Raw genomic sequence first — 23,832 nt, forward strand, 5'->3', positions numbered from 1 at the left:
CGCGCCGACGGCCGGCCAGCCTGGCCCGGTCCCTGCTGCGCCGCAGCAGCCAAGCGCGTAAAATGCCGGCCTCTTTCACCGCACCCCCTCGGAGCACGCAATGGGCCTGGATCTGGTCAGCGCCGGCAAGAACCCGCCGGACGAAATCAACGTCATCATCGAGATCCCCAAGGACGCCGAGCCGGTGAAGTACGAGGTGGACAAGGCCAGCGGCGCGATCTTCGTCGACCGCATCCTCTCCACGCCCATGCGCTACCCCTGCAACTACGGCTACGTGCCACACACGCTGTGCGGCGACGGCGACCCGGCCGACGTGCTGGTGGTCCTGCCGCTGCCGCTGATCCCCGGCTCGGTGATCCGCTGCCGCCCGGTCGGCGTGCTGCGCATGAGCGACGAAGCCGGCAGCGACGAGAAGCTGCTGGCCGTGCCGGTGGACAAGGTGTTCGCCGGTTACAGCCACATCGCCGACATCGACCAGGTCAGCCCGCACTGGCTGGAGCGCATCGGCCACTTCTTCGAGCACTACAAGGACCTGGAGAAGGGCAAGTGGGTCAAGCTGGATGGCTGGGGCAATGCCGCCGAAGCCAAGGCCGTGTTGGTGGACGCCATCGCCCGCCAGGCCGCGCAACCGGACAGCGAGAAGCACAAGTTCTGATTGCGCCCCCGCGCATCAACCGGAAAGGCCGCCCGCAGGGCGGCCTTTTTTCTTCCTGCGATCAGAGACCCGCGGCGCGTGCCGCGCGTTCGATCGTGGCTTTCCACTGCACCAGACGCGGCTCGATGTCGGCCGCATGCCGCCGCCACTTGTCGGGATCGGGCTTCGACAGGGTGTAGCGCGACAGGGGAAGCTGCCCACCTAGTTCGCGGTCCCAGGACCACCCTGCCCATTCGCTCAGGCGCCGTGCCTCCCCTTGAGGGTCCTGCACGAAGCGTCCGTAGTCGACCGATACCCGGTCGGCAGGCGACAACGCATCCAGATCGTCCAGCATGAGGCGCGTGGCGGTTTCCCACTGGCTCGCCACGATCTCCCCTAGGTCCTTCCCGTTCAACGCCTGCCAACCCGGCGTCAGCAGGAACGACCACGCCGGTCCCTGCCAGCCGGGCAGGTTGTACATGCGGAACCGGCCGGACTGCCACCCATCGATCATGCTGCCCCAGACCTGACGGGGATCGCGATGCAGGTAGATGAACTTCGCATCGGGGAACACCGCCTTCAGGAACGGAATGCGCAACGCGTTCTTTGGCGTCTTCTCCAGCATGCGGAGCGTCGCATCCGCGTCGGGTGGATTGCCCTCACGATCACGCAGCGCATCGAAGAACCGGGAGCGCAGCGCCTGCACGACAGCCGGCGTGGCATCGGCAAGCCCCAACTGGTTGGAGTGGAACGCGCGCTGGGCCGGGGCAAGGCCCTCGACGCCCTCGATCAGCAGATGGCTTTCATCGCCGATCGTGTGCACGCCAGGCGCACCGGACAGCGTCTCGAACAACAGCGTGGAGCCCGAACGCGGCGGACTGACGATGAAGACGGGCTGCTTCCAAGCGGGGACTTTCGCTGCGACACCCGTGCGCGCCTGCCCCCCGGGGCTGGCTGGCCTGGCGCCATGCGGATCGCGGCGCGCGGACTCATCCACGTCGGCGGCCAGGGCCATGCTGAAGATGTGCGCCTTCAATGCTGCCAGCAGGCCGAGTCCGTTCTGCAGACGGACCTGCGCGACGCCCGCCTGCGCGAGTTTTTCCTGGGTGTCCTTCAGCAGCGTCCTGAAATGCGGCAGTCCCGACGCCTGGTTGCCATGGCAGGCCCACACGCCGTGCCAGTGGCGCGCAAAACGCGTCAGCAACGCATGGATCGCGGGCAGCTGCGGGGTCCGTTCGGCGTCGTTGATCAGGAAGGCGATGCATTCGCGCAGCTCCCACGGTGTCATCACGTCGGACGCATTGAACGATTCGTAGTCCAGCGTCGCCCGGTGGCCCTGCATCGGCGCGATCCGTCGTGGCGCCCAACCCGGCTCGCGCCGCTCCGGGGTCCTGCCCTGCTCCAGCAGATCCCAGAACGCGACACCGCCCACCGTATCGGCCACCAGGTGGATGCGCGTTTCGCTGCCTTCGTTCAGGACCCGGTGGTGGCGCCAGGTGTCGAAGATCCAGCACTCGCCCGCCGCCATGTTCACTTCGCTGTCGCCGCACTGGAAGCGCACCGAGGGCGTGGTGATGATCGGCACGTGAACCCGCATGTGGTCACGCCAGTAGTAATTGATGTCGACATGCCCGGTGACCTCGGACTGTCCCGAGAGACGCATCAGGCGGGAACGCCCCCACGTGGCGCCGAGGGATTCCAGCACCTGCATGAGGTACGGCAGCCGCTCCAGCGAAGGCGTAGGCCGCATCCGTCCCGTGACCTGGTCGCTGTCGGGATCGCCTTCCGTGGTGATCAGCGCGAGCGCGCTGTTGCCGGGGATTCCGCCCGGATGGGATCGCCAGCATGCCTCGTCGATCGTCCGCACCTCGCGCGCCAATGCCTCGGCGTCGAAGGCAACGGGCAGCTGGATGAAGGGGGCGGGCAGCTTCATGGGGTCGTGCGGATCTCGGCAAGGCCCCGGGGACGGGACGGTGTATCGGTACGCCGGATGATACCAACCGCCGCCACGCCGCCGTGCCCACAAAGAACGACGGCCCCTTGCGGGGCCGTCGTGGTGCAGCATACGCGTCGATCCGGAGATCAGAAGCGCTGGGTGTACTTGACGTACAGGTAACGATCGAAGTCGAAGCCACCGTAGTACGCGAAGTCGCTGTGGCGGTACTCGGAGTTCGAGAACATCAGCGGTCCCTTGTGGTCGAACACGTTGTTGGCGCCGATCGCGATCGTGGCATCCCACGGCGCCTTGTAGCTGACCTGCAGGTCATGGAACGTGTTGGAACCGACGCGGCGGATCGCATCCTCTTCACCATTGGCGATGTGGTCCGGCTCGGTGCAGGGACGGTTCGGCACGCAGCTTTCCTTCATGCCCGAGTAGTAACGGGCCGTCCAGTTGACTGCGAACGCACCCAGCGACCAGTCCACGCCCAGGTTCGAGCGCACACGGAAGATGCCGGAATTGCCCACGTTGCCCACGATGATCTTCTCGCCGGCCGAGTTCTCGGCTTCCTCGTCGTAGACGCTGGTGTAGGACGAGGTCCAGTCGAACGCGATCTTGCCGAACGACTGCTCCGGGAGCGCGTACTTCACGCCCAGGTCGAAGCCTTCGGTCTCCATCGCGCCGAGGTTGGCCAGGCCGTAGAACAGATCGGTGATGTGGCCGTCGCTGGCACGCACGATACCTTCGCAGCGGGCACTGTTGCCGAGCACATAGCAGTCACGCAGGATGCGGTCCACGCTATCCTCGATGATCATGTTCTTCAGCTCGTAGCGGTACCAGTCCAGCGAGATGTCCAGACCTTCCACCCAGCGCGGCGACCACACCAGGCCCATGGTCTTGCTCTTGGACGTTTCCGGGACCAGCGTGGGGTTGGAGCCGGTGATGAACTGGTCCGGGGTGGCGCACGGATAGGTCGTGCAGGGCACCAGGCCCTGGCCCAGCTGCACGTAGCCGAGCGGAACGCCCGCGCCGGTGCAGGCCGCGTTGCCGTTGACGCTGTTCACCGCGCCGACGCCGCAGGGGTCGGTGTAGTTCTCGAAGCTGGTGCCGATGCCGCCGTACAGGTTGTCGATCGTCGGGGCGCGGAAGCCCTCGGCGTAGGTGCCGCGGACCAGCAGCTCGTCGATCGGACGCCAGGTGAAGCCGAACTTGCTGTTGATCGTGTCGCCGAAGTTGCTGTAGTCGGAGTAGCGGCTGGCGACGTTGAAGGTCAGTTCCTTCGCGAACGCCATGTCGGCCAGCACCGGGATGTTCAGCTCGACGTAGACCTCGTCGACCGAATAGTCACCCTCGGTGGTGGTTGCACCCAGGCCGGTGCTCTGGCCCGACTGCGCGAACGCGTCCGGCACGAAGCGACCCTGCTCCTTGCGGTGCTCCACGCCCACCGCGATGCCCAGATCGCCGGCCGGCAATTCGAACAGCGTGCCCGCCAGATTGGCGGTGTAGCTGGTGGTACGGGTCAGGCCGGTATCGGTGAACCACGGGAACAGGAATTTCTGCAGCTCGGGATCGGACAGCGAGCCCGGGCCGGCGACGCCGTAAGGCAGCAGCGGGTTCCACGGACGGCAATCGGACAGCGGGGTCGGATCGGCCGCGCTGCCGCACTGGGCGACACCGTCGGCATTGATGAACGACGGACCCAGCGCCTGGCGCGAGGCGATCAGGCTCATGTCGCCGCGCGCACGCTTGGTCGACTGGTTGCGGTTGATCAGCGCACCGACATCCCAGTCCCAGGTCTTGCCGCCCAGGTCGAAGAAGCCGGCGAAGCCGCCCGCGAAGCGGTAGGTTTCCAGCTCGCTGTCGGTGGTGCGCGGCATTTCCCACAGGCGACGACGGAACGTGGTGTCGCCCGGCATCGGGTTGAACGCACTGTCGGCGGACAGCGGCGTGCCGAACGCGGCCGACTGGTACGGATAGCCGGCGATCTGCGACTGGGTGGAGCGATGGTTGTACAGCACGTCGGCGTTGAACGTGACGTTGTCGGTCAGGTCGTAGTTCGCATTGACGAACACCGAACGGCGCTCGATGCCCGTGGACAGGAACATCTGCTGGTTGGCATTGGCATTGTCTGCTGCCGTGTGCAGCACATAGTCGCCACGCACTCCAGGAGTACCGCCGTCACGCAGCGTATACCAGAGCTCGTCCGCCGGAGCGACATAGCCGGGCTGACCCGGTCGCAGGCCGGGCGTCTGGCACGGATCGCAGAACGAGCCGTTCTGGCTGATCGGGCTCCAGCCCGAACCCGGATAGTTTGGACCGGCGTTGCCGTCCTTGGAGAACCAGCGGTCGGCGGCGGAGATCGGGTCTTCCTTCGAGTACTCGACCGACAGCGTGACGCCGCCACGGTCGCTGGCCGAGCCCACGGTGAAGGAGTACTGCTTGGTGTCGCCGTCGCCTTCGCCGGTCTGGCCGATGTACGCCGAAGCCTCGGCGCCTTCGAAGCGCTTGCGCGTGATGACGTTGACCACGCCGGCGATCGCGTCGGAACCGTAGATGGCGGATGCGCCGTCCTTCAGCACTTCGATGCGGTCGATGGCCGACATCGGGATCTGGCTCAGATCCTGGTAACCACCGGTGGTGGCGCCCAGGCGACGGCCGTTGACCAGCACCAGGGTACGGGTCGCGCCCAGGTTGCGGATGTCGACGTAGTAACCACCCACGTTCTCGCCCGAGGCCAGCGCTTCGGAACGCGCGATCGCGGGAGAACCGGCGGAAGTCAGGTTCTGCAGCACGTCGGCCACCGAGGTGAAGCCCTGCTTCTCGATGTCCTCACGCGCGATGGTGATGATCGGCTGCTGCGTTTCCATGTCGGCGCCGCGGATGCGGGAGCCGGTGACTTCGAGGCGATCGAGCGTGGTGGTGCTCGAGGGCGCATCGGTGGTTTCCTGCGCCATGGCGAACGCCGGGACCAGTGCGATGGCAATGCCGGCCGGCAGCAAGCCGACCCGCATCGCGCGACGCGGACTACGATGGTTCATTGAATCTCTCCTCAGGGGAACGTGTTGCGTTATGGGCGTGTTAAAACGCCTTGCAAACTTACGTTCCAGTCTTCACGGCCGCTTTGCGCACGAGGGCCGATGACTTTGCCGAGTCTGTCCTCGACGCAGTCGATGCCATGCGATAGCGACTGGCCGAGGTTCCGAAGCGCGCACGGAAAGCACGCGCGAAGCTGCAGCAATTGTCGAAACCCGATGCCGCGGCGACTTCGCCCACCATCATCGAGGTGTTGCGCAGCAGTTCGGCCGCATGCTCCAGCCGCATCCGTGCCGCGGCCGCCTGCGGACTCTCGTCGTACAGACTGTAGAAGGTGCGCGAGAAGTACCAGCTGGAGAAACTGGTCAGTTCGGCCAGTTCACTGATCCGCACCACGCGGTCGCAATTGCCCTCCAGATAGAGGCGCGCGCGCTGCAGGCGGCCGAATACCTGGCGCTTGCGGCTGCGTGAACGCCCCGGGCAACGCTGGATGTAGTCGGAGAACTCCTGCTGGATGGCCACCATATGCAGCAGCAAGGGGCGGAGTGCGAGGAAATCCGGGCCTTGCGGGGCGTGCCGGGACACCGCGCGCCACAGGCGCAGCAGGGTCAGCGCATCGCGTCGGGACAACCACCCACGACCGGCATACAAGGGGCTGTCGGCGAATCGCGCCATCGCGCGCAGGGCATCCGCGCTCAGCGCCACCCCCAGGCACAGGCCATAGCGGTCGCTCTGCACCAACGGCTTGGAGTCGCGCTCCAGTGCGATCCAGTGCCCCCGGCGCAGCCGGAAGCGTCCTTCCTTGGCCTCCACCCACGAGGTACCGCGCAGCTGCACCCACACGGTGAACACGTCGGCACCCGCCTGCACGGCACCCAACCGCGAGACCGCGATGCAGCCGTTCGGATCCTGGCCATCGGCCGCATCGGCGCGGACCACTTGTCCGCGGTCCCCCCACAAGGTTTGCTCCATCGGTCATTCCACTTTGCGCAACAGGAGCAGTGGATGTGCCGGAACATGGCGGGCGGCGCAGGAAATTGCGCGGAAAACCCGCCGAAATCTCCACGAATCCACTTCCGAAGAACTTGCGAAAGTGTTTTCTTTTTCTGGATCAGCGACTTACCAGAACCGCACCGGAGGCGTCGCCGCCGTTCGCTGCAACGACAGCAGGCCGATGTCGGACCCGTCGTTGATCGCCATTGAGACGTACGCCACACGCGTGCGCGCATGTGCGCTGAAACCATTGATCGTGGAGAGATGGTCCGGCTCAAGGCATCGGGGGGGCGGATGCGAGCGTCCCGCCCCGATGTGGCGCAGGCTGACATAGCACCCGGCCCGCTGTTCGAGGTACTCGACCTGGCCGTCCTCGGTGACCGTCCAGGTGCGGTAACGCTGGCTGACCGGGTGATTGCCATCGATCTGGCGAATGCTGCCGGGAGACAGGGACAGGTCTGCCTGCCACAGCCCGTCGTGGCCCAGCCGGGTGAACAACACCCGTCCCTGTGCGCCGTCAGGGCGCGCGAACGACACGCCCTCGATGGTGGCGACCTGCCGCCAGGGCGTGCTGCTCCGGTCGAACAGCACCAGTTGCTGGCTGTCCCCGCGCCCCGCGACCACGAAGATCCGCGTCGGGTCCGGCGAATAGGCCGCGAACAGCAGGTCCTCCAGCGCCACCGGCACCGCCAGCGACTGCAGCTGGCCGCTGGCGGGGACCAGTTCGTGCAGGCCATAGCGCCCGGCACCGTCCGTCCCGACGACGAGCACCCGCTTGCCGTCCGGCGACCACGCAGGCAGGTGGCGGGACTCGGGATGGATGCCCTCGATCAGGCGCAACGACGCGGGGCGTTCCATGTCGGCCCACCAGAGGGCGTAGTCGCCCGAGCGGTCGGAGGTGAACACGATCTGGCGGCCATCCGGCGCCACCGACGGCAACGTGTCACGACCGGTGGAAGGGAACAGCCGTTCCGGCACGGGCAACTTCCCGTCCATCGCCGGCGCACTGCTGATGCGGTACACGCCGAACTGCGGCTTGCGCTGCACGAACGCCAGCTGGTCGGCACGCGCTGCAATGGCCGGCGTCTGCGCATCCTCGATGCCGAGATCCTCGATGCGGCCATCCTGCAAGGTCAGGCGATACAGACGCGTGTGACTGTCGACGCGGCGCCCGAACACGATGGCCTTGCCGTCCGGGGTCCAGTCCCAGCCGCGCAGTTCCGCGCGCTGATGGGTGAGGCGCTCCGCCCGTCCCCCTTCTGCGGGAATGCGCCACAGGTCGCCCAGCGGCGTGTTGCGGACAAAGGCGATCCATTTGCCGTCCGGCGAATAGCGCGGCGCGGTATCGACATCTTCGTCGCTCGCGCCGTAGTCCAGCGCACGCCAGCGCCCCGTGGCGAGATCCAGCAGGCGCAGGCCCGGTTCGCCCGCACCCGTCAGCGGACTGCTGAACACCAGTCCATCGCCGCCAGGCATCCAGTCGAAACTGGGCCGGTTGTTCGGATCGCAGATCCCGAGCGTGCGCGGTTCCCCGCCACTGGCCTGGACCGCCATGATCCGGCAGTCCTTGCCCGGGAAGCGGCGCAGGAACGCGATTTCACGGCCACTGGGCGACCACTCCGGATTGCTGTCCCATGCGCCCTCCGGCGGCACGGTCAGGGTGCGCGGCTGGGCCGGCTCGGTGGTCTGCACCATGACCGCGGTGCCTGCCAGTTCTTCCGTCAGGCTGGACAGATAGGCGACCTGCGAACCGTCCGGCGACAGCGTCGGTGACAGTTCGAATCCGGGTGCCGAGGTGATCAGGCGATACGGACGCGGTGCAGGTACCAGTGTCTGCACGCCGGGCTCCGCGGCAAGAGGGCCGCTGCGGGTCCCCATCATCCAAAGACCCCACGCTGCGATACCCAACGCCAGTACGCCCAGCCCGATGCCCCAGGCCCAGCGACGGAACAAGCGTGGGTCTGGCGACTGCCCTGCGTTGGCCATCACCGGAACCGGCGCCGCCGCGTGTCGGGATGCATCGTCGACCGGCACGACGACGGGTGCGGCAGCTGGCGCGGATGAAGCAGAGACAGGTTCATCGGCGGCAGGCGGCGAAGCATCGTCGCCTGCCGCCGGCAACCACTCCACCGACGCCAGTAGGCGATACCCGCTCTTGGCGATGGTCTCGATATAGCGCGGACCATCGCCACGCTCACCGAATGCCTTGCGCAACTGGGTGATGGCCTGGGTGACCACATCGTTGGTCGGCAGCGTGTCGGGCCAGACCACGGCCAGCAGCGTGTCGCGTGTGACGACCCTTCCAGGCGCGTCGGCCAGCGCCAGCAGCACGCCCATCGATTTGGGCGTGATGCGCGCGGGCTTGCGGGCACCCGGCGCGCGGATCTCGCGCAGGGAGATGTCGACGAAGCACTCGCCCACCTTCAGGTGTTCGGCAGGGGGCACGATGGGGGCTCGGCAGGTCGGGGCATGTGGGGGCGGATGCTGCGCCGGCGCCCTTGTCCCGTCATGTGCCTGAATACCTGTCACCGGCCGGATCGTTCAATCCGGCAGATTCGGCAAAGTGCAGGAACAGCATGGGGAAAGCGCACCGTCGCGGTGCATTTTACAGTGGCCGCCGTGTTCCCCCTGAACGGGAACATCACAGGCAACCTCTCTCTCTCGCCGACGTCCTATTACAACCTGCTCCAGTATTCGCGCCCCCGGGCGCGAATTTTTTGCCTGCCTGAAACGCTCAGCCTTCCTTGCGCACCGGGTGCTTGAGGATCGTCAGGCCGATCAGCCGCGATACCACCACGGCGATGTACATCACGCCCGCGAACTGCTCCAGCATCACCAGCGCGCGTGCCTGGGGCTGGATGGGGACGACATCGCTCAGGCCTACGCCCGACAGCAGGCTGAAACTCAGGAACAGCAGCTCCATCCAGCTGCGCGGCGACTGCGGATCCACCGCAGCGGTGAAGCTGCCCGGATACCACTGCTGGCAGACCGAGAACGAAAAGGCGAAGGCCCATGCGAGCAGCGTGAACGTCGCGCCCGCGGCGAACAGTTCGTCGCTGGTGACCGAGTGGTCCTGCAGCATGTAGGCGATCAGGCTGCCCGCCGTGTAGAAGTACAGTCCGCTCTCCAACAGGTGGGCGTAGATGCCCAGCGCAGGCTGGTCGAAGATGGCCGACGACACCGACAGCAGCACGGCGGGCACCGCGAGCGACCATGCGATCCAGTTCACCGCCGCGCTGCGGTTGACCACCCACAGCGCAAGCGCGAGCACCAGGATGCCGAACGCGCCGAACAGGGCCCGGCCTGCCTGGGTGTCTTCCATCACCGGATACAGCAGGATGCCCGCCAGTTGGACGATCAGCAGGAAGGCGCAGGGATGCCGTCGCGCCGTCACCAGCCAGCGCAACCAGAGCAAGGGCTTCGTCACGCGGCGAAACTCATTTGAAGTGGTACACCAAGGCGTAATACACCACGTAGATCCACGACAGCACGCCATGGATCACGGCCCACAACAGCGATTTGTTGGCGCTCCATGAGATGGTGATGGCCAGCGCGGTGCCGAAACCTATGCCCGCCTTCGCGAGGCCCGCACCCTCCCCCTTCACGGCGACACCGCAGGCGTGCCGCTGCCCGCGCGATAGGGATAGCGCAGGAAGATGTCGGCCACGGCGGCATCGATCTTCGCGGCCCGCTCTTCCGGCGTGGCACGGCCCACGCGGCCGACCGCCACGCCCGTCCACACCAGCCGGTTCTGCGCCGCGTCCACCAGATCCACGTTCATCGTGCCCTCGGTGTACTGGTAGACCTCGGTGCGGTCGCGCCAATAGGGCACCGATACATAACGACGGGCGCGGTAGCTGTAGTAGTAGTCGTAGTCGACTTCCGGCATCGACACGACATCGGTCTTTTCCTGCATGTAGGCATTGAGGTTAACCCGCAGGTCGGGCGAAGTCTCATCGTAGACGTAGCCGCGCGCTTCCATCTGCGCTCGCGCCGCATTCTTGATACGCCCGCTGGTCAGGGTCGCGTAGCCTTGCGCCTCGATCGCCAGCGGCGAATAGAAGGCGAAGCTGCGGTACTGCGCGAAGTTCGCGGACGGGTCCACGTCGCTGGTGACGCGCGGGCCGGTGGCGCAGGCCGCAAGCAGCAGGACGCACGCTGCCATCATCCAGCGGCCGGCATTACGGGCGAAACGGGCCATGATCGTTCTCCTGTCGGGACGCCGCCAGGATGGCGGACGCCCGGTGAACATTACGCATGAGTACGCCGGATGGATGCCTGGCACCCGGACCGGTCAGCCCTGACGATACACCTGCGCGCCCTGCGCCAGGAACTCCGCCGACTTCTCCGCCATGCCGGCCTCCAGCGCCGCCCGCTCCTCCACTCCGTGTTCGGCCGCGTAGTCGCGCACGTCCTGGGTGATCTTCATCGAACAGAAGTGCGGCCCGCACATGCTGCAGAAGTGCGCCAGCTTGTGCGCATCCTTGGGCAGCGTCTCGTCGTGGAATTCCTTGGCCTTCTCCGGATCCAGGCCCAGGTGGAACTGGTCCTCCCAGCGGAATTCGAAACGCGCCTTGCTCAGCGCGTTGTCGCGCACCTGCGCACCCGGATGGCCCTTGGCCAGGTCGGCCGCGTGCGCGGCGATCTTGTAGGCCATGATGCCGTCGCGCACGTCCTGCCGGTTGGGCAGGCCCAGGTGCTCCTTCGGCGTGACGTAGCAGAGCATCGCCGTGCCGAACCAGCCGATCATCGCCGCACCGATGGCGGAGGTGATGTGGTCGTAGCCGGGCGCGATATCCGTGGTCAGCGGGCCGAGCGTGTAGAACGGCGCTTCGCCGCACTCGCGCAGCTGCTTGTCCATGTTCTCCTTGATCAGCTGCATCGGCACGTGGCCCGGGCCTTCGATCATGCATTGCACGTCGTGCTTCCAGGCAATCTTGGTCAGCTCACCGAGCGCTTCCAGTTCACCGAACTGCGCCGCGTCGTTGGCGTCTGCGATGCAGCCCGGACGCAGGCCGTCGCCCAGCGAGAAGGCCACGTCGTAGGCCTTCATGATCTCGCAGATGTCCTCGAAGTGCGTGTAGAGGAAGTTCTCCTTGTGGTGCGCCAGGCACCACTTGGCCATGATCGACCCGCCACGCGAGACGATGCCGGTCACGCGCTTGGCCGTCAGCGGCACGTGGCGGAGCAGCACACCGGCATGAATGGTGAAGTAGTCCACGCCCTGCTCGGCCTGTTCGATCAGCGTGTCGCGGAAGATTTCCCACGTCAGCGCCTCGGCGCGGCCATCGACCTTCTCCAGCGCCTGATAGATCGGCACCGTGCCGATCGGTACCGGCGAATTGCGGATGATCCACTCGCGCGTTTCGTGGATGTGCTTGCCGGTGGACAGGTCCATCACCGTGTCGCCACCCCAGCGGATCGACCACACCAGTTTCTCCACTTCCTCGGCGATGCCCGAGGACACTGCAGAGTTGCCGATGTTGGCGTTGATCTTGGTCAGGAAGTTGCGGCCGATGATCATCGGCTCGCTTTCGGGATGGTTGATGTTGTTGGGCAGGATGGCGCGGCCGCGCGCGATCTCGTCGCGCACGAACTCCGGGGTGATGAACGTCTGGATGCTGGCCCCGAAGGATTCACCGGGGTGCTGCTTCAGCAGCATCGCATCGCGCACCGCATCCAGCCGCTGGTTCTCGCGGATGGCGACGTATTCCATTTCCGGCGTGATGATGCCGCGCCTGGCGTAATGCATCTGGCTGACGTTGGCGCCCGCCTTCGCACGGCGCGGCAGGATGCGGCCGGGGAAGCGCACGCTGTCGAGCTTCGCATTGGTTTCGCGCGAACGGCCGAACTCCGAGCTGAGGGCCGGCAACTGTTCCGTGTCCCCGCGTTCCTCGATCCACTTGGCACGCAGCGCGGGCAGGCCGGCAGCCAGGTCGATGGTCGCTGCCGGATCGGTATACGGGCCGGAGGTGTCGTAGACGGTGACCGGCGGATTCTCTTCACCACCGAACAGGGTCGGCGTCTGGGTCAGTGCGATCTCGCGCATCGGCACCTGCAGGTCGGCCCGCGAACCCTGCACGAAGATCTTGCGCGAACCCGGAATGGGCCGGGTCACGGATTCGGAAAGTTGCCCGGTCTGCTGCAGCAGATCGGCGGCGGGCTTGGGAATGGCATTCATCGGCATCGTCCTTTTGGATCCCCGCACATGGATGTGCGGGCTCTTGCGAGGGATTCGCATAATGCGACGCGAGGGAATCGCATCACGGACGAAGCGGCGGCGCGGCGGCGGACGGATTGCGGGCCCGCGAGGGGCGACACGGCAACACGGCGCATCCTGCGAAGCTTCCCTACGCCGGTCTCAACCGGATCAGGTTCGAAGGGTCTGTCTCAATCACCGGCCAGGCCGGCGATACCCCCGCTTCGGCGCGAATTAGACCACATCGGCCGGGCGGCCGTGTTCAGCCCAGCGTGTAGCCGATGCGGAAGCCTCCCCAGTGCCGGCCGTGGACGTGGATCGGCACCGACAGGTCGAACATGATCTGTCCGGTGTCGCGGCGATACACCTGCAACCGGTACGAATCGGTATGCGCGCCGACACTGCGGCCGACGCGATCGGTGAACAGGCGCTTGGTGCGGTTGCCGACCAGGTCCTTCTCGCGGTCGCCGGTGAGCGGCTGGCTGAAACGCAGGTTGTGGGTAGGCACGTAGCCGTCGGGGTTGGCGCTGATGGCGAACACGATCCATGGATGCCGGCTGGCGAGGGGCTCCTGGAGCGGCGGCAGCAGCTCATCGCACAGGGTGTCGAAGGCCGTGGTGAACTTGGCCGGCTCGATGCCGGGTATCGGTATGTAGTCGCGCGCGAACAGGTCGTCTTCCCCCAACCGTCCGGTGGACAGCGCGTGCTCGAACGCCGCTCCGATCCGCGCCGCGCCCGCGCAGGCGAGGTCGTGCACGCGTGCGTGCCGTCGCACGCGCAGCGGATCGGGTGGCAGCCGGAACAGACCCACGCAGTCGTGCAGCGTGTCCGTGCCCTGCGCCAGTGCCGCGCCCCGCGCCGCGACCTGGCCGGCATGCTCCAGGTTGCTGCGGCTCAGGTCGACCACCTGTTCCACGGCACGGTCGATCGCAGCGATTTCGTCGCCCTGGGCGGCCACCCGGCCGCCTGCGGACTCCATCGCCCGGCTCGCACGGCCCAGCAGATCACCGATGCTGCCCAGTACCTGCTCGGTGGCCTGCGCGGAGAGCGCGCTTTCCGCCAACGCCTGGCCGCTCTCTTCCAGCATGGTGCGCACGTCGCGCGCGGCGGCGGAAGCCTGTCCGGCGAGTCGCCGTATTTCGCTGGCGACCACGCCGAAGCCGCGCCCGGCTTCGCCCGCGCGCGCGGCTTCGATACCGGCGTTGATCGACAGGATGTTGGTCTGGAACGCGACCGCGTCGATCACCGCGATGACATCGCCCGCTCGGGCCGAACGCCGTTCCACTTCACGCATCGCTTCGCCCAGCTCGCGCGCGGCGGATACACCCTCGCGTGCGCTGGCATCGGCCTGTGCCGCGATGCTGACCACTGCCCGCAGTTCCTCGCCGGCACCCTGCAGCCCCTGCAACAGGCGGCGCGTCGCGACCAGCACCTCCTCCAGTGCGGCCACCTGGGACTGGGATTGCCGCAGCAGGTCTTCGTTCTCGCGTACGAGGTGCGGCACATCGCCGGCCACCTGATGCGACAGTGCCACTGCCTGCCGGATGGCTTCGGCCAGGTTGCCGAAACCCGCTGCGATCTGCCGGAACAGGGGATCGGCGGCCTGTCCCTCGGCGGGAACCAGGTCCAGGTCGCAGGCACCGAGCAACAGGCCGATGCGTTCGAGCAGCGCACGATCCGCTTGCGCTTCACACAGGCGCTGCGCCAGCGGCTGCAAGGCCGGCGATGCCGCCACCGCAGCAGATTCTGCTGCCAGACCCGCCGCTTCGCGCAGCAGCGTGGCGGTTTCGGGGTGTGGCAGGGAGAGCATCCAGCCATCATCGTCGCGGTCGCGCTGGTACCGGACGCGTCGCGCCGGGTCGCCGCCCGGTGCCTGCCAGACGCCCTCTTCGCCGGTCAGTGCATCCGGTGACAGGCCCCACACATGCGCACTGTCCTGCCCCAGCAGGTGTTCGGCCGACACATCCAGCAGGTCCAGCGCCGCGCGGTTGGCGTCCAGCACGCGCGCATCGGCCGCCAGCCTCAGCAGGCCGACGGGGGCGTCCGGCAAACGATGGCGGGTATCGACGCCGGCTGTTGCCGCGTCCGCTGTGACTGACATGGACACACCTCCCCTGATCATTCCTTCTAGCGGCAGGGGAGGCGCCGAATTGAGGGTGCCGTCCGGCGGCAGGCACGATCCGCGCCGCGCGCCGATCAGTCGATGCGCGTCGCCTGCGACGACAGTCGGGCGATATCGGCAGGCACCAGGCGCTCCGCATCGCCGAATTCCGGCCAGCCTGCGCGAAGGGACGCCATCACGGCCGGATCCCTCAGGTGCGCTTCCAGCAGCCACGCCGTGATCGCCTGGCAGGGCACGCCCGGTGCCGGGCGGCACAGCAGCGGTCCCGGCGGGATGGGATCGGAGCGCCACAGTTCCACGATGCCCTGCTGCTTCGGCGATGCGTCATAGACGTCGGCCGCGAGCGCGGCAACGTCCGCCTCGCCTTCAACCACGGCCTGCAGCGCAGCCGCATGCGAACCCGCGTAGCGCAAGGATGCGAACGCCGCCTCCGCCTCCAGTCCCAGCGCACGAAGATGGTGTACCGGCACGAATCCGCCGGAGGCCGAATCGCGCCCGACCAGGACCAGCCGCAGACGTGCCGCGTCGCGCGCCAGCGCATCGAGTGAGGACACGCCGCGCGCAACCAGCACCGCGCGGTAACGATCCGCCTGCGCCAGGGGCACTTGCGGCACCGGCAGGGTGGTCACGTGCTGATGCCAGCGGCGCGTCTGCAGATAGGCGTGCAGGTTGGGCACCGCGACATCCACCTGACCGTCGCGCAGGGCTTCGACCAATGCCGTCGGCGACGGGAACAGTCTCACCTGTACCGGATGGCCGCCACGTTTGGCGAGGTAGTCGGCCAAGGGCTGGATCGCCGCGATGCGGTCGCGCTGGGGATACGCATAGGTGGCGATGACCCAGGGTTTCCTCTCTTCGTCATGCGCCATAGCGGGCAGGACAAAGCAGGCGAGCAAGAGGACAAGAAGGCAGCGCAGGACCATCGGTGTATCAGAACGCATCCAGCAGCGCCTTGTCGCGCACCGCACCCTTGTCGGCACTGGTCGCCAGCAAGGCATAGGCCTTCAGCGCGGTGGTCACCTTGCGCGTGCGCGGCAGCGCGGGCTTCCATCCACGCGCATCCTGCGCCGCGCGCCGCAACGCCAATTCGTCGTCCGCGACGAGCAGCGCGATCGAGCGCTGCGGAATGTCGATGCGAATGCGGTCGCCCTCGCGCACCAGGCCGATCGCGCCACCCGCCGCCGCTTCCGGCGACGCATGGCCGATCGACAGGCCCGAGGTGCCGCCGGAGAAACGGCCATCGGTCAGCAGCGCGCACTGCTTGCCGAGGCCTTTCGACTTCAGGTAGCTGGTCGGGTACAGCATTTCCTGCATGCCCGGCCCGCCCTTCGGGCCTTCGTAGCGGATCACCACCACGTCGCCCGCCTTCACCTCGTCGCCGAGGATGCCGGCCACCGCTGCGTCCTGGCTCTCGTAGACCCGCGCGTTGCCTTCGAAGACATGGATCGATTCATCCACGCCCGCCGTCTTCACCACGCAGCCATCGCGCGCGATGTTGCCGTAGAGCACGGCCAGCCCGCCTTCCTGCGAGAACGCGTGTTCGACGCTGCGGATGCAGCCCTCCGCCCGATCGGTGTCGAGCGAAGGCCAGCGTGTGGCCTGGCTGAAAGCCACTTGGGTGGGAATGCCTGCCGGGCCGGCCTTGTAGAACGTCTGCACCGCATCGTCATCGACGGTGGTGATATCCCACTTCGCGATGGCATCGGCGAGCGTCTTCGCGTGCACGGTCGGGACGTCGATGTGCAGCAAGCCGCCGCGTGCGAGCTCCCCCAGGATCGCCATGATGCCGCCGGCGCGATGCACGTCCTCGATGTGGTACTTCTGCGTGTTCGGCGCCACCTTGCACAACTGCGGCACGCGTCGCGACAGGCGGTCGATGTCGCGCATGTCGAACGGCACCTCCCCTTCCTGTGCCGCAGCCAGCAGGTGCAGGATGGTGTTGGTGGAGCCGCCCATCGCGATGTCCAGCGTCATCGCATTCTCGAACGCTTCGAACGTGGCGATGCCGCGCGGCAAAGCGCTGGGGTCTTCCGCACCGTACCAGCGGTGGCAGAGTTCGACCACCACGCGCCCTGCGCGCAGGAACAACTGTTCGCGGTCCGCATGCGTGGCCACCACCGTGCCATTGCCCGGCAACGACAGGCCCAGCGCCTCGGTCAGGCAGTTCATCGAGTTGGCGGTGAACATGCCGGAGCACGAGCCGCAGGTCGGGCAGGCACTGCGCTCGACCGCGTCCACCTGGGCGTCGGACGCGTTCGGATCGGCCGCCATCACCATCGCATCGACGAGGTCCAGCTTGTGGTCGGCCAGCTTCGTCTTGCCGGCTTCCATCGGCCCACCCGATACGAATACGGTGGGGATGTTGAGCCGCAACGCCGCCATCAGCATGCCCGGCGTGATCTTGTCGCAGTTGGAGATGCACACCAGCGCATCGGCGCAATGCGCGTTGACCATGTACTCGACCGAGTCGGCAATGACTTCGCGGCTGGGCAATGAATACAGCATGCCGTCGTGGCCCATCGCGATGCCGTCGTCGACAGCGATGGTGTCGAACTCCTTCGCCACGCCACCGACCCGCTCGATCTCGCGCGCCACCAGCTGGCCAAGGTCCTTGAGGTGCACGTGGCCCGGGACGAACTGGGTGAACGAATTGGCGACGGCAACGATGGGCTTGTGGAAGTCGGCATCCTTCATGCCGGTGGCGCGCCACAGCGCACGGGCACCGGCCATGTTGCGGCCGTGGGTGGAGGTCTTGGAGCGGTACTCGGGCATGAAAACCAGCAGTGCGGCGATGACGTGGGAAGCCTTGATTCTGCTGCGTTTCCACGGTTTCAGTTGCAACCATATCGATTGAAATCATCCGATCGTCGCAAAGGCGGGAAAACTGCTTGACATGCTTCGGAGCGGCATGTTTCCCTTGCCGCATGTTGCAACGCCACACGCCCACGATGACCGACCCGACCGCACGCGCTGCGGCCTCCTTCCTCGTACTCGTCCTTATTACCTCGCCCACAACTGCGGGACGGACCGGCGCGTAAGCAACAAACAACGCCAGATTCGCAAAACCCCGCACTGAGAAGTGCGGGGTTTTTTGTTTAAGAGCCTTTCCCTTCACCTCAACCTCCAGGAATCCAGCTCCATGACCACCGCCAACGCTCTCCCGCACCCCAAGATCGCCGTCGTCGGCTACGGCAGCCAGGGCCGCGCGCACGCGCTGAACCTGCGCGATTCCGGCTTCGACGTCGTCGTCGGCCTGCGCCCGGGCGGCCCGACCGAAGCGAAGGCGGAGGCCGATGGCTTCGTGGTGAAGGCGCCGGCCGACGCGGTGAAGGACGCCGACCTGGTCGCCGTGCTGACCCCGGACATGGTGCAGAAGAAGCTCTACGCCGACGTGCTCGCGCCGAACATGAAGCAAGGCGCCGTGCTGCTGTTCGCGCACGGCCTGAATGTCCACTTCGGCATGATCGAGCCGCGCGCCGACCTGGACGTGGTACTGGTCGCGCCGAAGGGCCCGGGTGCGCTGGTGCGCCGCGAGTACGAGATCGGCCGTGGCGTGCCGTGCATCTACGCCGTCCACCAGGACAAGAGCGGCAAGGCCGAGCAGTTCGCGCTGGCGTATGCCGGTGGCCTGGGCGGCGCGCGCGCCAACATCATCAAGACCACCTTCAAGGAAGAGACCGAGACCGACCTTTTCGGCGAGCAGGCCGTGCTGTGCGGCGGCGCCTCGTCGCTGGTGCAGGCCGGCTTCGAGACGCTGGTGGAAGCCGGCTACCAGCCGGAAATCGCCTACTACGAAGTGCTGCACGAACTGAAGCTGATCGTCGACCTCTTCTACGAAGGCGGCATCACCCGCATGCTGGAGTTCATCTCCGAGACAGCGCAGTACGGCGACTTCGTCAGCGGCCCGCGCGTCATCGATGCCAGCGTCAAGGCACGCATGAAGGACGTACTGACCGACATCCAGAACGGCACCTTCACCCGCAACTGGCAGGCCGAGTACGACGCGGGCCTGCCGAACTACAAGAAGTTCCAGCAGGCGGACAAGGACCACCCGATCGAGAAGGTTGGCAAGGAACTGCGCGCGAAGATGGTGTGGCTGCAGGCCAACGCCGCCCAACCCGATACAGACGAGCAGGCCGCCGCATGAACGCCGCCGCGGCCACTGCCCCACGCAATGGCGCCCGCTGGCTGGCCCACGCCCTGGAAGCCGAGGGCGTGGACACGCTGTTCGGCTATCCCGGCGGCACCATCATGCCGTTCTACGACGCGCTGGTGGATTCCAGGCTGAAGCACATTCTGGTGCGTCACGAACAGGGCGCGGCGCTGGCCGCGAACGGGTATGCCCGTGCCAGCGGCAAGGTCGGCGTGTGCGTGGCCACCTCCGGCCCCGGTGCATCCAACCTGGTCACCGGCATCGCTGATGCGATGCTGGATTCGGTACCAATGGTGTGCCTGACCGGCCAGGTCGCCACCACGCTGATGGGCACCGATGCGTTCCAGGAACTGGACGTGTTCGGACTGACGCTGCCGATCGTGAAGCACAGCTTCATCGCCCGGCGCGTGGACGACCTGCCGGAGATGGTGCGCGAAGCCTTCCGCATCGCGCGCGAAGGGCGTCCGGGTCCGGTCCTGATCGACCTGCCCAAGGACGTGCAGATGTCCGATGCCTCGCACCTGCCCGACCACGTGCCGGCGAGCGTCGGTCCCGTTCCGGCCCCGGAAGATGCGCGGCTGGCCGATGCACTGGCCGCGATCGCCGGTGCCGAGAAGCCGGTGATCTACGGCGGCGGCGGCATCGGCATCGCCGACGCGGTGGACGCGTTCCGCCAGTTCGTCGACGCGACGAAGATCCCCACCGTGCTGACCCTGCGCGGCCTGGGCGCCCTGCCGGCCGGCCATCCGCATTACCTGGGCATGCTGGGCATGCATGGCACCCGCGCGGCCAACATGGCGGTGCAGGAATCGGACCTGCTGATCGTGGTCGGCGCGCGCTTCGACGACCGCGCCACCGGCAAGCTGGCCGAGTTCGCACCGTTCGCCCGCGTGCTGCACGTTGACGCCGACGCTTACGAGATCGGCAAGCTGCGCACGGCCGACATCGCCGTTCCCGGCGACGTGGCTACCAGCCTGAAGACGCTGACGGCGGCACGCAGCACCTGCGATGAATGGCGCAAGCGCTGCGCGGGCAACCGCGAGCGTTTCGGCTTCCGCTACGACGCGCCGGGCACCGACATCTATGCGCCCGGCCTGTTGAAGCGGCTGAGCGAAGTGGCGCCGGCGGACGCGATCATCGCGTGCGACGTGGGCCAGCACCAGATGTGGGTGGCGCAGCATTGCGGGTTCACCCATCCGCGCAACCACCTGACCAGCGGCGCACTGGGCACGATGGGCTTCGGCCTGCCGGCGGCGATGGGCGCGCAGTTCGCCTGTCCCGACCGCACCGTGATCCTGGTCAACGGCGACGGCGGCTTCATGATGAACGTGCAGGAGCTGGCCACCATCGCGCGTTGCAAGCTGCCGGTGAAGATCGTGCTGATCGACAACAGCGCGCTGGGCATGGTCCGCCAGTGGCAGGAACTGTTCTTCGCCGAGCGCTACAGCGAGATCGACCTGTCCGACAACCCGGACTTCGCCGCCCTGGCGCGCGTGTTCGGCATCCCGGCACGCCACATCAGCCTGCGCGACGAAGTCGAGGACGGCCTGGCCGACCTGCTGGCCCAGCCCGGACCCGCGTTGCTGCACGTCACCATCGACATCAAGGCCAATGTCTGGCCGCTGGTGCCGCCGAACCACGCCAACAGCTCGATGCTGGATGCCAATCCCGCCAAACAATCCGCCGAGCCTGCCGTCACGGCCGACGGCCCGGAGAAGAAGAATGCGTTACCGGCTTGAACTCAAGCTCAAACCTGCCGAGGGCGCCTTGCTGCGCGTCCTGGGCATGATCGAGCGCCGTGGTTTTCCGCCCCATGCGGTGCATGCCACCCACGACGGCGAAGGCTATTGGGCACTGGCGCTGGTGATCGACAGTACCCGCGCGCCGGAAACCCTGCGCCAGCAACTGCTGAAGATCTACGATGTCGAGGAACTGTCGTTCAGTGCCGTGCAGGAACTGAGCAGGGATCGTCGCCACCAGGACCGCGCCGCATGAATGCCACGCCCGCCAACGCGGACGTCGTGGTCCGGAGGCGTCTTCTTCGACATCAGCCGTTCGCGTGCCGCGATGCCTGATGCCGGCCGCGCCACCGCCAGCAACGAACCGGACGTAGGCGACGTCGTCGTCACCGTGGCCGACGTGCTGGCGGCGCAGGCGCGACTGCGACGGTACCTGCCGCCCACGCCGCTGCATCACGCCGAGCGCTTTGGCGTGATGCTGAAGCTGGAGAACCTGCAGCGCACCGGTTCCTACAAGGTGCGTGGCGCGTTGAATGCACTGCTGGCCGCGCGCGAGCGGGGCGACCACCGCCCGGTGATCGCCGCCTCCGCTGGCAACCATGCGCAAGGCTTGGCGTGGGCCGCGTACCGGCTGGGCGTGCAGGCCATCACGGTGATGCCGCACGGCGCACCGGCGACCAAGATCGCCGGCGTCGCCCACTGGGGCGCCACCGTGCGTCAGCACGGCAACAGCTACGACGAGGCCTTCGCCTTCGCCCGTGACCTGGCCGAGCAGAACGGCTACCGCTTCCTGTCCGCGTTCGACGATCCCGACGTGATCGCGGGCCAGGGCACGGTGGGCATCGAGATCGCACCGTACGCACCGGACGTGGTCATCGTGCCGATCGGGGGCGGTGGGCTGGCCTCCGGCGTCGCGCTCGCGCTGAAGTCGCAGGGCGTCCGCGTGGTCGGTGCCCAGGTCGAAGGCGTGGATTCGATGATCCGCGCCATGAAGGGCGATGTGTCGCCCGTCGATCCCGTCGCGTCGCTGGCCGACGGCGTGCGCGTGAAGGTGCCGGGCTTCATCACCCGCCGCCTGTGCACGCAGCTGCTGGATGACGTGGTCATCGTGCGCGAAGCCGAGCTGCGCGAAACGCTGGTGCGGTTGGCGCTGGAAGAGAACCTGATCGCCGAGGGCGCCGGCGCACTGGCGCTGGCCGCAGGCCGACGCGTAGCGGGCAGGCGCAAGTGCGCTGTCGTGTCCGGCGGCAACATCGACGCCACCGTGCTGGCCCAGTTATTGTCCGACGTGCGCCCACGGCCGCCGCGCAAGCCGCGCCGCCGCACCGTGGAGGGCGAGCCTGCGCTTGCCGAAGGCCGCGCCACCGCGCGCGCGGCCACCCCGAAATCTCCCGCCAAAACCGGCGTGCGCCGCATTCCGGCCGCCGCCCTGGAAACAGAAGTACACGAGGAAACCATCTGGTGAATACGCCAATCACGTCCCCCTCCGCGCAGATCCGCATTTTCGACACCACGCTGCGTGACGGCGAACAGTCGCCCGGGTGCAGCATGACGCCGCAGCAGAAGGTGGTGATGGCCCGCGGCCTCGCCGATCTGGGCGTGGATGCCATCGAAACCGGCTTCCCCGCCAGTTCCCAGTCCGACCGCGAAGCGCATGCACTGATCGCGCGTGAACTGCGCGAGACCACGCTGGTGGTGCTGTCACGCTGCCTGCCCGCCGACATCGAAACCTCGCTGCGCACGCTCTCGGCCTCCGCAAAACCACGCCTGCACCTGTTCCTGTCCACCAGCCCGCTGCATCGCGAGCACAAGCTGCGCATGACCCGCGAACAGGTGCTGGAATCGATCCGCAAGCACGTCAGCCTCGCCCGCGGCCATGTCGACGAGATCGAATTCTCGGCCGAAGACGCCACCCGCACCGAGGAGGATTTCCTGCACGAGGCCATCGCCGCCGCCATCGCCGCCGGCGCCACCACCATCAATCTGCCCGATACGGTGGGCTTCACCACGCCGGAAGAGATCCGCGGCATGTTCGAGCGCGCGATCGCCAACGTACCCGGCGCCGACAGGGTGATCTTCAGTACCCACTGCCACAACGACCTCGGCCTGGCCGTGGCCAACTCGCTGGCCGCCATCGAGGGCGGCGCGCGTCAGGTGGAAGGCTCGATCAACGGCATCGGCGAACGCGCGGGCAACTGCGCGATCGAGGAGCTGGTGATGGCGCTGAAGGTGCGCAATGCCTTCTACAACCTGGACACGCGCATCGACACGCGGCGCATCGTGCCCACGTCGCAGCTGCTGTCGCGCCTGGTCGGCATGCCGGTCCAGCGCAACAAGGCCATCGTCGGCGCCAACGCGTTCGCGCACGAATCCGGCATCCACCAGCATGGCATGCTGCGCCATCGCGGCACCTACGAGATCATGCAGCCGCAGGATGTGGGCTGGCCGTCGTCGCAGATGGTGCTGGGCCGCCACAGCGGCCGCGCCGCCGTCGAGCAGCGCCTGCGCGCACTGGGCTACTGGCTGGAGGAAGACGAACTGAAGCTGGTATTCGAACAGTTCAAGGCGCTGTGCGAGAAGCAGCGCGTGGTCGGCGATGCCGACCTGCAGGCGCTGATGCAGGACGCTGCGGTCAGCGACGGCTACCGGTTGGCCTCGATGACGATCAGCGATGTCGGCAGCCGCGCCAACGCGCTGGTCGAACTGTCGGATCCGGATGGCAACCGCGTATCCGAAACCGCGCAGGGCAACGGACCGGTCGATGCGCTGTTCAGCGCGCTGGCCGCCGCCACCGGCGTGCAGCTGCAGTTGGAGAGCTACCAGGTGCACAGCGTCGGCATCGGTGCCGATGCGCGGGGCGAGGCCAGCCTGTCGGTGCGTTGCAATGGCGAAGAGTACGAGGGTACCGGCACCAGCAAGGACATCATCGAAGCCAGCGCGCTGGCCTGGCTGGACGTGGCCAACCGGTTGCTGCGCCAGCGCCGCATCGAGAAGCAGGAAGCAGCGGCCGCCTAGGAACC

Annotated in this window: 17 protein-coding genes and 1 riboswitch; of the genes, 6 read left to right on the forward strand and 11 right to left on the reverse strand. The window is 67.1% G+C overall.

The window, feature by feature from the left end; translation table 11 throughout:
• Window positions 1–100 precede the first annotated feature (100 nt).
• Window positions 101–655, forward strand: a complete 555-nt coding sequence (ppa, locus tag ACIPRS_RS06130; RefSeq protein ID WP_337730720.1) for an inorganic diphosphatase — start codon at window positions 101–103, stop codon at window positions 653–655.
• Window positions 656–716: 61 nt separating this feature from the next.
• Here ppa and ACIPRS_RS06135 read toward each other — a convergent pair whose 3' ends face one another.
• The 11 genes from ACIPRS_RS06135 to ilvD form a co-directional block, all read right to left on the reverse strand.
• A complete protein-coding gene (locus ACIPRS_RS06135) occupies window positions 717–2,567 on the reverse strand; it encodes a sulfotransferase (protein ID WP_337730721.1) in 1,851 nt (616 codons plus the stop codon).
• Window positions 2,568–2,716: 149 nt separating this feature from the next.
• Window positions 2,717–5,611 carry a TonB-dependent receptor plug domain-containing protein gene (locus tag ACIPRS_RS06140; RefSeq protein WP_337730722.1) on the reverse strand — a complete coding sequence of 965 codons (2,895 nt, stop codon included), beginning with the start codon at window positions 5,609–5,611 and terminating at the stop codon, window positions 2,717–2,719.
• 58 nt (window positions 5,612–5,669) lie between these two features.
• Window positions 5,670–6,578 (reverse strand): helix-turn-helix domain-containing protein, encoded by a 909-nt coding sequence (locus tag ACIPRS_RS06145; protein WP_446537880.1) that lies wholly within the window; start codon window positions 6,576–6,578, stop codon window positions 5,670–5,672.
• A 147-nt stretch (window positions 6,579–6,725) separates the two neighbouring features.
• Window positions 6,726–9,044 carry a winged helix-turn-helix domain-containing protein gene (locus ACIPRS_RS06150; RefSeq protein ID WP_446537881.1) on the reverse strand — a complete coding sequence of 773 codons (2,319 nt, stop codon included), beginning with the start codon at window positions 9,042–9,044 and terminating at the stop codon, window positions 6,726–6,728.
• A 289-nt stretch (window positions 9,045–9,333) separates the two neighbouring features.
• The gene (locus ACIPRS_RS06155) at window positions 9,334–10,026 is read right to left on the reverse strand and encodes an ion channel (RefSeq protein ID WP_337730725.1); all 693 of its coding nucleotides are present in this window, start codon (window positions 10,024–10,026) and stop codon (window positions 9,334–9,336) included.
• Window positions 10,027–10,036: 10 nt separating this feature from the next.
• Window positions 10,037–10,204 carry a hypothetical protein gene (locus ACIPRS_RS06160; protein WP_337730726.1) on the reverse strand — a complete coding sequence of 56 codons (168 nt, stop codon included), beginning with the start codon at window positions 10,202–10,204 and terminating at the stop codon, window positions 10,037–10,039.
• Complete coding sequence (locus ACIPRS_RS06165) at window positions 10,201–10,800, reverse strand: DUF4136 domain-containing protein (protein ID WP_225590765.1); 600 nt, start codon at window positions 10,798–10,800, stop codon at window positions 10,201–10,203. Before ACIPRS_RS06165 ends, ACIPRS_RS06160 begins: the two co-directional genes overlap by 4 nt.
• A gap of 93 nt (window positions 10,801–10,893) precedes the next feature.
• The gene (gene thiC, locus ACIPRS_RS06170) at window positions 10,894–12,780 is read right to left on the reverse strand and encodes a phosphomethylpyrimidine synthase ThiC (RefSeq protein ID WP_446537882.1); all 1,887 of its coding nucleotides are present in this window, start codon (window positions 12,778–12,780) and stop codon (window positions 10,894–10,896) included.
• Between the two features lie 148 nt (window positions 12,781–12,928).
• A riboswitch (TPP riboswitch) is annotated at window positions 12,929–13,029 on the reverse strand.
• Between the two features lie 31 nt (window positions 13,030–13,060).
• Window positions 13,061–14,899: a methyl-accepting chemotaxis protein gene (locus tag ACIPRS_RS06175; RefSeq protein WP_446537883.1), complete on the reverse strand. Its 1,839-nt coding sequence runs from the start codon at window positions 14,897–14,899 to the stop codon at window positions 13,061–13,063.
• Between the two features lie 95 nt (window positions 14,900–14,994).
• Window positions 14,995–15,861: a phosphate/phosphite/phosphonate ABC transporter substrate-binding protein gene (locus tag ACIPRS_RS06180; RefSeq protein WP_446537884.1), complete on the reverse strand. Its 867-nt coding sequence runs from the start codon at window positions 15,859–15,861 to the stop codon at window positions 14,995–14,997.
• Window positions 15,851–17,692 (reverse strand): dihydroxy-acid dehydratase, encoded by a 1,842-nt coding sequence (gene ilvD / locus ACIPRS_RS06185; protein WP_446538013.1) that lies wholly within the window; start codon window positions 17,690–17,692, stop codon window positions 15,851–15,853. Before ilvD ends, ACIPRS_RS06180 begins: the two co-directional genes overlap by 11 nt.
• A 367-nt stretch (window positions 17,693–18,059) precedes the next feature.
• On the opposite strand from ilvD, the gene ilvC reads away from it, so the two are divergent.
• The 5 genes from ilvC (at window position 18,060) to ACIPRS_RS06210 (ending at window position 23,827) form a co-directional block, all read left to right on the forward strand.
• Window positions 18,060–19,067: a ketol-acid reductoisomerase gene (gene ilvC / locus ACIPRS_RS06190; RefSeq protein ID WP_337730731.1), complete on the forward strand. Its 1,008-nt coding sequence runs from the start codon at window positions 18,060–18,062 to the stop codon at window positions 19,065–19,067.
• Complete coding sequence (gene ilvG, locus ACIPRS_RS06195) at window positions 19,064–20,812, forward strand: acetolactate synthase 2 catalytic subunit (RefSeq protein ID WP_446537885.1); 1,749 nt, start codon at window positions 19,064–19,066, stop codon at window positions 20,810–20,812. Before ilvC ends, ilvG begins: the two co-directional genes overlap by 4 nt.
• A complete protein-coding gene (locus ACIPRS_RS06200; RefSeq protein WP_056879290.1) occupies window positions 20,796–21,068 on the forward strand; it encodes an ACT domain-containing protein in 273 nt (90 codons plus the stop codon). The genes ilvG and ACIPRS_RS06200 overlap by 17 nt, the downstream gene beginning before the upstream one ends.
• Before the next feature lie 72 nt (window positions 21,069–21,140).
• Window positions 21,141–22,277, forward strand: a complete 1,137-nt coding sequence (locus tag ACIPRS_RS06205) for a threonine dehydratase (RefSeq protein ID WP_446538014.1) — start codon at window positions 21,141–21,143, stop codon at window positions 22,275–22,277.
• Window positions 22,274–23,827 carry a 2-isopropylmalate synthase gene (locus ACIPRS_RS06210; protein ID WP_446537886.1) on the forward strand — a complete coding sequence of 518 codons (1,554 nt, stop codon included), beginning with the start codon at window positions 22,274–22,276 and terminating at the stop codon, window positions 23,825–23,827. Before ACIPRS_RS06205 ends, ACIPRS_RS06210 begins: the two co-directional genes overlap by 4 nt.
• The last annotated feature ends 5 nt before the right edge of the window (window positions 23,828–23,832 follow it).

It is taken from the genome of Pseudoxanthomonas sp. LARHCG66, from assembly GCF_052871755.1.

Excerpts from the sequence above, each read along its gene's own strand:
- ppa (WP_337730720.1), top strand. The coding sequence starts at position 101 with ATGGGCCTGGATCTGGTCAGCGCCGGCAAGAACCCGCCGGACGAAATC.
- ACIPRS_RS06135 (WP_337730721.1), bottom strand. The coding sequence starts at position 2,567 with ATGAAGCTGCCCGCCCCCTTCATCCAGCTGCCCGTTGCCTTCGACGCC.
- ACIPRS_RS06140 (WP_337730722.1), bottom strand. The coding sequence starts at position 5,611 with ATGAACCATCGTAGTCCGCGTCGCGCGATGCGGGTCGGCTTGCTGCCG.
- ACIPRS_RS06145 (WP_446537880.1), bottom strand. The coding sequence starts at position 6,578 with ATGGAGCAAACCTTGTGGGGGGACCGCGGACAAGTGGTCCGCGCCGAT.
- ACIPRS_RS06165 (WP_225590765.1), bottom strand. The coding sequence starts at position 10,800 with ATGGCCCGTTTCGCCCGTAATGCCGGCCGCTGGATGATGGCAGCGTGC.
- thiC (WP_446537882.1), bottom strand. The coding sequence starts at position 12,780 with ATGAATGCCATTCCCAAGCCCGCCGCCGATCTGCTGCAGCAGACCGGG.
- ACIPRS_RS06175 (WP_446537883.1), bottom strand. The coding sequence starts at position 14,899 with ATGTCAGTCACAGCGGACGCGGCAACAGCCGGCGTCGATACCCGCCAT.
- ACIPRS_RS06180 (WP_446537884.1), bottom strand. The coding sequence starts at position 15,861 with ATGCGTTCTGATACACCGATGGTCCTGCGCTGCCTTCTTGTCCTCTTG.
- ilvD (WP_446538013.1), bottom strand. The coding sequence starts at position 17,692 with ATGCCCGAGTACCGCTCCAAGACCTCCACCCACGGCCGCAACATGGCC.
- ilvC (WP_337730731.1), top strand. The coding sequence starts at position 18,060 with ATGACCACCGCCAACGCTCTCCCGCACCCCAAGATCGCCGTCGTCGGC.
- ilvG (WP_446537885.1), top strand. The coding sequence starts at position 19,064 with ATGAACGCCGCCGCGGCCACTGCCCCACGCAATGGCGCCCGCTGGCTG.
- ACIPRS_RS06200 (WP_056879290.1), top strand. The coding sequence starts at position 20,796 with ATGCGTTACCGGCTTGAACTCAAGCTCAAACCTGCCGAGGGCGCCTTG.
- ACIPRS_RS06205 (WP_446538014.1), top strand. The coding sequence starts at position 21,141 with ATGCCTGATGCCGGCCGCGCCACCGCCAGCAACGAACCGGACGTAGGC.